Annotated in this window: 11 protein-coding genes; 7 read left to right on the forward strand and 4 right to left on the reverse strand. The window is 37.8% G+C overall.

Annotation, left to right across the window (positions count from 1 at the left end; genetic code table 11):
• The first annotated feature begins 2 nt into the window (after nt 1-2).
• Nucleotides 3-1,253: a UDP-N-acetyl-D-mannosamine dehydrogenase gene (gene wecC, locus MT391_RS04030; protein WP_499496997.1), complete on the forward strand. Its 1,251-nt coding sequence runs from the start codon at nt 3-5 to the stop codon at nt 1,251-1,253.
• 97 nt (nt 1,254-1,350) lie between these two features.
• Nucleotides 1,351-2,754, forward strand: coding sequence for an undecaprenyl-phosphate glucose phosphotransferase (locus MT391_RS04035; protein WP_499496998.1), 1,404 nt, complete (start codon nt 1,351-1,353; stop codon nt 2,752-2,754).
• Between the two features lie 152 nt (nt 2,755-2,906).
• On the opposite strand, the gene rsmF is transcribed toward MT391_RS04035, so the two are convergent.
• The 4 genes from rsmF to MT391_RS04055 all read right to left on the reverse strand — a co-directional run bounded on the left by rsmF (nt 2,907) and on the right by MT391_RS04055 (nt 8,469).
• Nucleotides 2,907-4,349 (reverse strand): 16S rRNA (cytosine(1407)-C(5))-methyltransferase RsmF, encoded by a 1,443-nt coding sequence (gene rsmF, locus MT391_RS04040; protein WP_499496999.1) that lies wholly within the window; start codon nt 4,347-4,349, stop codon nt 2,907-2,909.
• Nucleotides 4,350-4,570: 221 nt separating this feature from the next.
• Complete coding sequence (locus MT391_RS04045; protein ID WP_499497000.1) at nt 4,571-7,261, reverse strand: PqiB family protein; 2,691 nt, start codon at nt 7,259-7,261, stop codon at nt 4,571-4,573.
• Entirely contained in the window at nt 7,251-7,883 is a 633-nt protein-coding gene (locus MT391_RS04050; RefSeq protein WP_499497001.1) for a paraquat-inducible protein A, read from the reverse strand. Before MT391_RS04050 ends, MT391_RS04045 begins: the two co-directional genes overlap by 11 nt.
• Nucleotides 7,876-8,469: a paraquat-inducible protein A gene (locus tag MT391_RS04055; RefSeq protein WP_166370213.1), complete on the reverse strand. Its 594-nt coding sequence runs from the start codon at nt 8,467-8,469 to the stop codon at nt 7,876-7,878. The genes MT391_RS04050 and MT391_RS04055 overlap by 8 nt, the downstream gene beginning before the upstream one ends.
• A gap of 131 nt (nt 8,470-8,600) precedes the next feature.
• Between MT391_RS04055 and MT391_RS04060 the strand changes: the two genes are divergently transcribed.
• The 5 genes from MT391_RS04060 to rplT all read left to right on the forward strand — a co-directional run bounded on the left by MT391_RS04060 (nt 8,601) and on the right by rplT (nt 12,142).
• Nucleotides 8,601-8,864, forward strand: a complete 264-nt coding sequence (locus MT391_RS04060) for a YebG family protein (protein ID WP_166370211.1) — start codon at nt 8,601-8,603, stop codon at nt 8,862-8,864.
• A 140-nt stretch (nt 8,865-9,004) separates the two neighbouring features.
• Nucleotides 9,005-10,912 (forward strand): threonine--tRNA ligase, encoded by a 1,908-nt coding sequence (gene thrS, locus MT391_RS04065; RefSeq protein ID WP_499497002.1) that lies wholly within the window; start codon nt 9,005-9,007, stop codon nt 10,910-10,912.
• Nucleotides 10,913-10,917: 5 nt separating this feature from the next.
• Nucleotides 10,918-11,475 carry a translation initiation factor IF-3 gene (gene infC / locus MT391_RS04070; protein ID WP_205962978.1) on the forward strand — a complete coding sequence of 186 codons (558 nt, stop codon included), beginning with the start codon at nt 10,918-10,920 and terminating at the stop codon, nt 11,473-11,475.
• Nucleotides 11,476-11,571: 96 nt separating this feature from the next.
• The gene (rpmI, locus tag MT391_RS04075) at nt 11,572-11,769 is read left to right on the forward strand and encodes a 50S ribosomal protein L35 (protein ID WP_025564055.1); all 198 of its coding nucleotides are present in this window, start codon (nt 11,572-11,574) and stop codon (nt 11,767-11,769) included.
• 16 nt (nt 11,770-11,785) lie between these two features.
• The gene (gene rplT / locus MT391_RS04080; RefSeq protein ID WP_499497003.1) at nt 11,786-12,142 is read left to right on the forward strand and encodes a 50S ribosomal protein L20; all 357 of its coding nucleotides are present in this window, start codon (nt 11,786-11,788) and stop codon (nt 12,140-12,142) included.
• The last annotated feature ends 302 nt before the right edge of the window (nt 12,143-12,444 follow it).

The following is a 12,444-nucleotide window of genomic DNA, read 5'->3' on the forward strand; positions in this document are numbered from 1 at the left end:
ATATGCCATTCAAAACTGTATCTGTTATTGGTCTAGGTTATATTGGATTACCTACTGCTGCTGTGATTGCCTCTCGTGGTTTCGACGTAATAGGAGTTGATGTTAATGCCGATGCGGTTAATACCATTAATGCAGGTCAAATACATATCGTAGAGCCTGATTTAGACATAGTCGTTCGAAGTGTTGTCACCACTGGCAAGCTTCGAGCAACAACAACTGCTGAACCTGCAGATGTGTTTATGGTCGCTGTGCCAACCCCTTTCAAAGAAGACGCTTCGTCATCTCACTCTCCTGACTTATCTTATATTGAAGCCGCTGCAAATATGATTGCTCCGGTGCTCACTAAGGGTAATTTAGTTATTTTAGAATCAACTTCTCCTGTTGGGACCACTGAAAAGTTAGCGGGTTGGTTAAAGCTGGCTCGACCTGACTTAACTTTCCCTCAAGATAAAGGTGATGCAGCTGATATAAAAGTCGCGCATTGCCCTGAACGTGTTCTACCTGGACATGTATTAACTGAACTTGTTTCAAACGACCGCGTGATTGGTGGAATGTCTGACGCATGTAGCCAATTAGCGACACAATTGTATGAAACATTTGTGCGTGGTGAATGCATCGTTACTAATGCACGTACAGCTGAAATGGCAAAACTGACTGAGAATTCATTCCGCGATGTCAATATTGCCTTTGCTAATGAGCTTTCTGTTATTTGTGATAAGTTAAAAATCAATGTATGGGAGCTGGTGAAGCTAGCTAACCGCCACCCGCGAGTGAATATTCTTAATCCTGGACCGGGTGTTGGTGGGCATTGTATTGCTGTCGATCCTTGGTTTATTGTTGATAGCTGCCCTGAAGAAGCAAAAATAATTAAGCAAGCACGTTTAACTAATGACGCTAAGCCACATTATGTTGTGGATCAGATATGTAAAGCAGCAGATGAATTCAAACGCCCTGTTATTGCTTGTTTAGGATTAGCTTTTAAAGCAGATATTGATGACCTGCGAGAAAGTCCTGCGTTAGAAATTGTTAAGGACCTCGTTGCTAAAGGGTTAGGTGATATTATTGCTGTTGAGCCTAATATCAAGCAACTTCCCGCTTCTTTGTCAGAATCTGGTGTGACACTTTCTTCCTTGAGCGATGCTTTAGACAAAGCAAATGTTGTCGTCGTTTTAGTGGACCATAAACAATTTAAAGCAACAGATCGCACTCAGTTCGCAACAAAAGTGGTGATAGATACACGCGGTATTATTTAATTTGTGCATTAAAACGGTTTGTAAGTTGAAATAATACCTATATATAACTACTTTTATTGCTTCAACTTATCGAGAAATGTTTTTTAAAGGGAAGTAAATGCCTGTTCAACACAATGTTAAAGATAATAGTGCGCACGCCTATTCAGCATTATACCGTTGCATTGATTTTGTCATTATCCAATTAACCCTGTTCTTAATTGTTCACTTTAAAGATGAACAATTAACAGATACTTATTTGGTGGTTGGCTTAATCGCCTCACTTGGTTTTGCATTTTCTGCTGAAAGCCAAATGCTCTATCGTAGCTGGCGAGTGGGGGAGTTCTCTCGTATCACCAGTTATACTTTTTTATCCTGGGTAGCAGGTGTTTTTAGCGTTGTTATCTTTCTATTCTTTAGTAAAACCAGTGTGGATATCTCCCGAGTTATTATTGCCACTTGGATCATCATCAACTGTTTTGCTCTTGCGGGTTGGCGAATTCTTTTTTACGTGTTTTTATTCAAACGAAGACGAGCCGGTTTTTACACTAAGAAAGTCGCTATTTTTGGTTTAACATCTTCTGGGGAATTATTAGCTGATGAGCTAATTAATAAACCTGAAACAGGGTTCACTTTGCAGGGTTTTTATGATGACCGAGCCGACCATCGTTCTCCCACCAAGCACAATGACTGTTTATTAGGTAATATAAGCCAAGGATTAGCATCAGCGCAGGCCGGAGAGATTGATGTGATTTATATTGCTCTGCCTCTGGCCGCTCAAAAACGCATTGAGGAGTTGCTTCGGTCATTAGGTGATACGACTGTTGATGTATTTTTAGTGCCTGACTTTTTCACTTTTAATTTAATTAATTCGCGCTTATCTAATGTCGGTTCGATTCAAACCATCAGTGTCTATGAGTCACCAATGACAGGGCCTGCAAGTTTAATTAAACGTATTGAAGATGTGGTCGGAGCAGCATTGATTTTATCTGTGATTGCGATACCGATGTTAATCATTGCGCTGCTTATCAAAAAAGATTCCCCAGGACCGGTTTTTTTCAAGCAAATGCGTTACGGTTTAGACGGTCGCCCCATTAATGTATGGAAGTTTCGTTCTATGAACTCGATGGATAACGGTTCTTTTGTGCAACAAGCGGTAAAAGGGGATCCTCGTGTCACCAAGTTAGGGCATTTTTTACGTAGAACATCGCTGGATGAATTACCACAGTTTATTAATGTGCTATCCGGTAGTATGTCATTAGTTGGACCTCGTCCGCATGCCGTTGCTCATAATGAAGAATATAGAAAGTTAGTTGATTTTTATATGTTACGTCATATCGTCAAACCAGGTATAACGGGTTGGGCGCAAATTAATGGATGGCGTGGTGAAACGGATACATTAGATAAAATGGAAAAGCGCGTTGAGTTCGATTTAGAATATATTAGAACTTGGTCTATTAGCTTTGATATAAAAATTATTTTTATAACGATTTTCAAAGGTTTTGTGAATAAAAACGCCTATTAAATTTCACACTGATTGTCGACTATTAGTTATCGCTAGTACTTACCGCTATTGCTTGCCGTTAATAGTTAGCGTTTTTTGTATACGAACACTGCTATCAGTAAAAGATTACCTGGCTTATAAAACCAGCTAATCTTTTGCTCGCCTAGCTTGGGTTATTCTTCAAATAGATTTTTATCTATGATCAGATCTCTTGGTAAACTATTTTTAATGCGATTATCGAGTGATTTACCCAAGCCAATAATATAGCCTTGATAATTCAATAATACTTCACCTTTGCTATTTTTAGTATCGATATCATGGATATCTCTACCTTGAAAGTATTCCCGTGCTTGATGCGGTAAGAGGCTAACCGATGACGTTGTTTGTTGGCCATAACAGGTGGCGAATTCATGAGTACATTTGAAGCCTGATTTTCGTCCCTTGCCAAATTGCTCAGCAATTTTTATTCCTAATCTAGAAAAACGTAACTCATTTATCAAAGGAACTATGTTTTCTGGAAATAACCAAAATTCATCATCTCGTTGGTATAAAACACCTTCTATTTCAGTGATACCAAATTGTTCCTGAAAATAGTTAAACAATTTTTCTTTAGTTACTACAGCTGCAGGCTGAAAAGGAAACTTACCTAAACGTTTATGCGCTTGAGGTGATTCAACATTGCCCGTTTTTTTAATGCTTGCGACAAAGAAACCCTCCGTATCATAAACTTGCGGCCATATATGTAAAAAACCTTGCTCTGTTACTGTTTTATCCGCACCTTTAAATAAATCTATTAATGATAAGAATTCAACTTGTTCAGGGTAGGTTTCTTGCAGGTACAAACAAACCTCTTGGTTTTCTTCTAGGCTTAAAGTACAGGTTGAATAGACCATTACTCCACCGGGCTTAAGCGCCTGAAATGCACTTTCAATGAGTGTTTTCTGGGTCCCTGAAATGCTTTCAATCGCACCTTGATTCCAGTTTTTCATTGCTTGTTTATCTTTTCGTATAGTACCTTCACCGGAGCAAGGGGCATCTAATAAAATAGCGTCAAAAGTGTTAGGTAACCATTGTCCAAATACGCTTGCATCAAAGTGTGTCAAAGCAACATTTTTAATACCACAACGCTGTATATTTGCGTGCAACATCTTGATCCTGCTTGATGAGTATTCATTAGCAATGATCAAGCCCTGATTATTCATTGAGGCTGCTAATTGTGTTGTTTTGGATCCAGGTGCGGCGGCTGCATCTAATAAAGTAGATTTTGCTGAACCTTGAAAATGGTGGGTAAGTGCTGACACCGGCATCATTGAACTTGCTTCTTGCACATAGAATAGACCTGCCAAATGCTCAGCACTATTACCTAAAGGGCATTGTTGCTCATCAAGTTCTATCCAAAATCCAGTTTTACACCAAGGGATAGGTGTTAATTGCCAATTTTTATTTTCAGCAATGACCAAAAAATCATCAACACTAATCTTAATCGTGTTAATGCGGATCGCTCGTCGTAAAGGGCGGCGGCAACTGGACACTAAATCCTCAACATTTAAATGAGAAGGTAAAATGGTGCTCATTTTGTCGATAAATGCTTGTGGTATAAACGTATTACTATCCATTTCAATCCTCAAAGAGTGCCCATTAATATCAATTCACTTACGTCACCGAACATTAGGTTACCGATCATTTTTATTGGCTAATAAAGTTAATACCTGTACTGCTCTCAATGCCAATAGCTATCTATTGGACAAGTGAATACCTTAACTTTTTCATCAGATAGACTGATCGCTTCTGTAAGCACAATGCTATAAAAATGTGCGCAAGATAACATAAAGTTAAATTAATTACCGTTGGGAATTTTCATTTTCCATTGTAACCACTCATCCTCTATTTCTATTTGCAGTTTAAAACTAGAGAAAGCATTGCTTGCTGGTTGTAATTTTTGGTCATCTGGTGTGCTCATATTAATGCCACCCTTAAGCAATGAAGACAGTGATGTTGATTTTAATGCTGCACCTGTAATACCAATGTCTAAGTTGAAACCAGAAGCCGGCCAAAATACGCTATTAGTACGGATTAAATGGGCATATTGAGGATATATGTTAATAATGATTTCAACACCCGATGCGTTGCTATTTAAACGTTTATCGATGACTTCCCCAATTTGTATTTGACGATGATAAACCGGACTTGAAATATCAGTAGAACCGGCATTATTCGCTAATAAAGTGATTGGCAGTCCGGTTTGATGCTGCGCTAATAAGGGTTCATTCGTTTCGCCCTTAAAGCTTGCCATTAAATTGCCTTTACCAGGTGATACATTAATAAATACACCACTGATTAGAGTGTCTAAGTTTTTAGTACCAGATAATGAAATATTACTGCGCACAATCCAGAATCGACTCCCTTGCTTAGCTATTTTATTAAAATATTGAGGCTCTATATCCAATGTGACAATGACTTTATTGTGCTTGTTAAGTTTAAGCTGATTGACTTCACCGACCACTAAACCTTGAAGTTTTACTTTATTACCCGCTTTTAGATCAAAGGCATCGTCATAGGTAAGCGTTAATTGTTTAGGAGGGTTGGTTGCTTGTTGGAAGCTATCAAATAAACGATATTGGCCAGTGCTCATTTTATTAGCGATCGCTTTTGAAGAAAGCTCAAGTGCTATACCGCCTGCAGCTATAGCTAACAAAGAGTCTGTATTGATATTGATACCGGAGAGGCTCGCATCGACCTTAATACCACTAATATTCCAAAATACGGTGCTATCTGAAATTAAATGTTTGAACTGAGGATTAATTTTAAGGCTAGTTTGCATTAAGCTTGAATCATGCAGTGCTAAGGCGCTTACTTCACCGACTTGTAATTTATGATAATAGACCGGAGAACCGACACTAACAGAAGGCAACTCTTTACTTAATAATGTGACATTAAGTGGCGAAGCAAATGCATTTTTACCAAGCTTAGCTGTCTCTTTAGATGAATATAAATAAAAAGTTTTATTAAACGGGGATGATTTATTATTCTTTGAAACTTGCTTCTCTGAGGCCTGCTTTTCTAGCACTCGCTGGCTATTATATAAGGTAATACCTCCTTGGATAATCTTTTGTATCGGTTTACTATTTAGTTCAAGCCCAGTTAAGGATGCTTTAAAATCTAGCCCACTTGATAAGTGAAATTTGCTTTGTTGGTTGATCAAATAAGTAAATTTATTTTGTATATTGAGTAACACTTTAATATGTTGGCTGTCTTTGCTCAATTTTAGTGTGCTTATTGTGCCAATTTTTAGGCCTTTATAAGTGACGGGGGCTCCTTCAGTCAAGCCATCAGCATTATCAGCGGTCAGTGTGACTGATGATAACTCGTTGTTTGAATCTTTATGTTGCGCTAATAAAAATTCCGATTGTGGCGTTTCTTGTTGGTACTGTTGACTGTGCGTAAAGCTAATATAATCACCGGTAATAACATTGCCTAGGTTTTCTATTTTAGAAAATGAAAGGGCGGTTTTTTCTACCCAAAATTGTGCGTTTTCGGTCATCATTTCGGCAAATGCAGGGTTAATCGTCGCTTCAGCTAAAAATAATTGACTATTGCTGTCGTAACGAATCTTATCTATTCGGCCAATACCATGCCCTTTAAATAAAATGCCAGCTCTGTTTGGTAAATTATGGGTGTCTTTTAATTTTAATAAAATAGACAAACCTTGTTCGCTGTCGTGAATATTATCAAATAACTGATATTGCTTATCAGCTTTCGGTGGCGAAGAAGAAGCCGGGCTATTAAAAGTAATGCCTCCCGCAATAAGTGCGGTTAAACTATCTAGTTTAAAATCGATACCTGCACGTGACAGGTTGGCATTTAAACCACTGATATTCCAGAAGCGACTTTGCTGCTTGATCAGGTGGCTATATTTACTTTCAATGAATATTTGAATATTGATAAATTGTCCTGACTTATCAATGCGAACGCGGGCGACTTCCCCAACCTGTATCTTTTTGTAGAAAATCGGTGTGCCCACATTGATTGATGCTGCATTTTTACTTTTAAGCGTCAGTAATAATGCATTATCAGGAATACTAATAGGTTGTTCATCAGTGGCATTAAATTCACTTTCAGGCTCGCCTTCACCGGGTAATATGTTTATATAACTGCCTGAAAATAAGGTATCTAAACCAGAAATCGATGTGAGTGAGGCTTTTGGGGAAACTAACCAAAATTGACTTTTCTTTTTTAATAAAAATACGGCATGAGATTCTATTTCTGCAATGACATTAACGCCATCTACTTTATCTAGCTCTACTTTCTTCACTGTCCCAACAATAACACCTTTATACCGTATTTTTGTTTTATCTACGATAATGCTGTCGGCACGCTTAAAGTGAATAGTGATTTGTTCATTTTTATGGGTAATATTTTGAAATAGAATCCAGACGCCTAATAGGGCTGCAATACAAGGCAAAAACCAAATCGGGGAAATTGAGCGTGACTTAGCAATAATAGCTTGGTCAGAGGGGTTATTTTGCATTGGTATTAGCATCCCATATTAAACGAGTATCAAAACTCTGCGCAGCAAATAAAGTGGTGATAACCACAACGGTAAATGAAGTAGCGGCGATACCTGGGTAAACAGATAAAAAATTTCCTTTATCGAAAACAGCTACCATGATTGATATAACAAATAGGTCCAATACTGACCAACGTCCTATCCAGTCGACTATTTTGAAAGCAAAAAGTTGTTTTTTAGGGGGGAACTGCCATTGAAAGTGCACCGCAAGTGAAATGAAAGAAAGTGCAACAATCTTTAAAATAGGTACTAGGATAGAGGCAATAAAAACAATAAGGGCAATGCCTATCATACCACTATTAAATAAGCTGATTATACCTGAAAAAATAGTATCAGGATAAAGTGTACTATTTTTTAGTAAATAGGTAATAGGGTATAGGTTGGCTGGAATGATAAAAACTATCGCGGTCAGCAACAAAGCCCACGTTTTTTGTTGGCTATGCTTAATGCGCACTGAGATTGGGCTACCGCAATAAGGGCAATGCGTTGTGTTAGCTGAAATTAAAGAGTCCATGGTGCAGACCTTACATAACTGCCTACCTTGTTGCATAGCGCTGATGCCGGGTTTTAGTAGATCACTCATTACGCAAATATTCCCAATATTTTGTATTACTGTATTCACAGAGCATAGACATGTTTAGTATCAGTAACGCCACAAAAAAATACAGCCCACTATTAAAATAGACATCTGCATAACTAATTAATTTAAATACCGCGACCATAAAGCTAACTAGATACACCTCTAACATTGACCAATGGAATAGAATACTTGTTAACTTAAGTACTGGGTTTAATAAAGAAGGGCGTTTGTTGAATACGACGCAGCCGCTACTAAAAGTAATACATAAAGTTAACAATACTGGTGCAACCACCGCACAAAATAACACCACAAAAGAGACGATAGGGGCAATATCAATCATCATAATTGCGCCCTGTAATAGATTAGCTTCTTCCGTAATACCTAATAAATGAATAGATATTAGGGGGGATGAAAAGGCTGGAATACAGATCAATAACGCTGTTATTGATAAGGCAAACAACTTATTCGCATTGACAGCTTTGTTTTTGTACAGAATGCGCTCGCAGCGTGGGCATTTTGCAACATAGCCAGCCGCTAAAGTTGGTTTTTGTGATACTAAGTCACAGTGACTGCAAATAATTGTCTGCATTGTTTATTATCAATAATTTAACATTCACGGAGAATAGCAAACTAATTTTAAGATGACAAAAGTTGCATTCTATTACAAATAGTTTTACTGTATATAAAACCATGTTTAATTAGTTATTAAAAGAGGCCACCGTGGCAGTCATCATTAAATACATAGTAGAAAGAAAAGGTGTTGAAAAAATGACCTTTACCAGTAAGAAAGAAGCGGATGCATACGATAAAATGCTCGATAGCGCTGATCAAATTGCATTGTTCTTAAGCCAGAGTCCAGTTTCATTGGATGATCAGCAACTGGAAGAGTTAGGGTTATATGTAGCAAGTAATAAAGATGTATTACAAAACCTATTCAAGGGGCAGTTGTTTGACCAAGAGACGATTGACAAAGCCGACGCATAAAAACAGATAGAATTTAAGGGAGTATTGATAAATTAACCTTCAATACCTTTTATTGTGCTCCTTAATACTCTAAAATACTTTCCTCAATTTTAACAAATACAAATGCTTTTTGGTTGGAAGCATCACTGTGAGGAATTAGCATGCCAATTATTACTCTTCCCGATGGAAATCAACGTCAATTTGACACTACTACTTCAATTATGGATATCGCAGCAGATATCGGCCCCGGTTTAGCGAAAGCTTGTATTGCAGGTCGCGTTAACGGACAACTTGTTGATGCTTGTGACCCTATTGAACACGATGCAGAAGTTTCAATCATCACCAATAAAGATGATGAAGGTTTAGAAATATTACGTCACTCTTGTGCTCATTTGTTAGGCCATGCAATTAAACAATTGTATCCACAAGCAAAAATGGCAATAGGACCAACCATTGATAATGGTTTTTACTATGATATTGATCTTGATGTAACCATTAATGATGAAGAGTTAGCTAAAATTGAAAAACGCATGCAACAGTTAGTTAAAACTAACTATCAAGTTGTTAAAAAGAAAGTCAGCGTTGATGAAGCTATTGCTGTATTCACTGAACGTAATGAACCATACAAATTAGAAATTCTTGAAGGTATTGATAAAGACGATCGTCCTGGTTTATATCATCATGAAGAATATATCGATATGTGTCGTGGTCCTCACGTACCGATGATGAAATTTAGCCAATGGTTTAAATTGATGAAAGTATCAGGCGCATATTGGCGTGCTGACTCTGATAATAAAATGCTACAGCGTATCTACGGTACAGCTTGGGCAGACAAAAAACAGTTAAATGCTTATTTAAAACGTCTTGAAGAAGCTGCTAAGCGTGACCACCGCAAAATTGGTAAGCAGTTAGATCTTTATCATATGCAAGAAGAAGCGCCAGGAATGGTGTTCTGGCATCCAAATGGTTGGACTATCTTCCGCGAGCTTGAAAGTTACATTCGCGAACAGACCGTAGCTTTTGGTTACCAAGAAGTAAAAGCACCACAGATTCTAGATCGTTCTTTATGGGAAAAATCGGGTCATTGGGATAAATATAAAGATGGCATGTTCTGTACTTGTAGTGAAAACAGAGATTATGCAATCAAGCCAATGAACTGTCCTGGTCACGTACAAATCTTTAATCAAGGTTTAAAATCGTACCGTGATCTACCATTACGTTTATCTGAGTTTGGCTCATGTCACCGTAACGAGCCATCAGGTTCTTTGCATGGTTTAATGCGCGTACGTGGCTTTACACAAGATGATGCGCATATATTCTGTACAGAAGCTCAAATTCTTGAAGAAGTATCTGCTTGTATCAATATGGTATTCGAATGTTATAAAACATTTGGCTTTGAAGATATTGTGGTTAAATTATCTACTCGTCCTGAAAAACGTGTTGGTGATGATGCTACATGGGATAAATCTGAAGCGGCTTTAGCAAATGCATTAGATGAAAACGGTGTTAAGTTTGAGTACTTGCCAGGAGAAGGTGCTTTCTATGGTCCAAAAATAGAATTTACCTTGTATGATTGTTTAGGTCGTGCATGGCAATGTGGTACAATACAGTTAGATTTTTCAATGCCGGGTCGTTTAGACGCAACTTATGTTGGTGAAGATAACGAACGACATACACCAGTGATGATTCACCGTGCAATCCTTGGTTCTTTAGAGCGTTTCATTGGTATCTTAACTGAAGAGTATGCAGGCATTTACCCAACTTGGTTATCACCTCAACAGGTGGTTGTGATGAATATTACTGATAAACAGTCTGATTTTGTCACGGAAGTAGTAAATAAATTGAAAAAATCGGGTGTTAGAGCCATTTCGGACTTGAGAAATGAGAAAATAGGCTTTAAAATCCGCGAGCATACATTAAAGCGCGTTCCTTACTTATTAGTTGTGGGTGACCAAGAGGTCGAAGCAAATGAAGTTGCAGTAAGAACACGTAAGGGTGATGATCTTGGTAAAATGCAGGTTAATGATTTTGTTGACCATGTAAAACAAGAAATCATCGCACGATCATAAATCACTTGGAGGAATTTGTTATAAAAGGTGCAAAAAAAGCCCCGCAAACGGGCAATAAACATCGTTTAAACGATGAAATAACTGGTACTGAAGTACGTCTTTCTGATTCAGAAGGTAAGCCGGTAGGTATTGTTTCTTTAGAAGAAGCAAAAAACATGGCATTTGACGCAGATTTGGATCTAGTAGAAATTAGCCCAAATGCTGAGCCGCCAGTTTGTCGCATCATGAACTATGGCAAATTTCTCTTTGAAAAGAGTAAATCCGTTAAAGAACAACGGAAGAATCAGAAACAGGTTCAGTTGAAGGAAATAAAATTCCGTCCTGGGACTGATGATGGCGATTATCAGGTAAAACTACGCAGCCTGATACGCTTTCTTGAAGAGGGTAACAAAGCCAAAGTAACGCTACGTTTTCGTGGTCGTGAAATGGCGCATCAATCACTTGGGATGGAATTACTAAATCGCGTTAAAAACGATTTAGCTGAAATCTCAACTGTCGAATCCTTCCCTAAGCTGGAAGGTCGTCAAATGGTGATGGTACTTGGCCCTAAACGTGCTAGCTAAGGCATAAAGTAGTATTGATGTGCGAATGTGAGAATATTCGCACTATTTACTCGCCTTACTGGTTTAATTTAATATTTTAACAATGCGGAGTTCGCAATGCCTAAAATGAAATCTAACAAAGGTGCTGCAAAGCGCTTTAAAAAGACTGCTTCTGGTGGTTTTAAACGTAAGCAATCTCACTTACGTCATATCCTTACTAAGAAATCTACTAAACGTAAACGCCATCTACGTGCTCAAAGCATGGTAGCTAAAGTAGACGTACCTAGTATTAACAGAATGTTACCATTCGCTTAAGTAAGGAATATATAAAATGCCAAGAGTAAAACGCGGTGTACAAGCTCGTGCACGCCATAAAAAAGTCTTAAAACAAGCTAAAGGTTATTACGGAGCTCGTTCACGTGTTTATCGCGTAGCAGTTCAAGCAGTAACTAAAGCTGGTCAATACGCTTACCGCGACCGTCGTCAACGTAAACGTCAGTTCCGTCAACTATGGATTGCACGTATTAACGCTGCATCTCGTATTAGCGGATTATCTTACAGCCGTTTCATCAATGGTCTTAAAAAGGCTTCTGTTGAAATCGATCGTAAGATCCTAGCTGACATCGCTGTATTTGATAAAGCAACATTTGCTCATTTAGTAGACGTTGCAAAAAAAGCGCTAGCTTAATCATTATTGATTAACATAATTGAAGAAGGAGGCATTTTGTCTCCTTTTTTTTGATCTAAAATTCCTCCCCATCTTTCTCTACTTTGATTACATCATCTAAACCTTACCTTACTGGCAGATATGACTTTTACTTCAGTAACAATCTCAAGCTTTTATCTATGAGATTTATCTGCAATATTTGTAACGCAATGCCTTTTCTTTACAAAATTTAAAACCTGCAAGAGATGCGTTTTAACTAGCAAAATTGATTGGTTATTTAATGCAGTTACTATAAATGTCAATATCAATAAGGTTGTCATATA

This window comes from Vibrio sp. 1-Bac 57 (assembly GCF_037546855.1).
Lineage (GTDB): Bacteria > Pseudomonadota > Gammaproteobacteria > Enterobacterales > Psychromonadaceae > Psychromonas.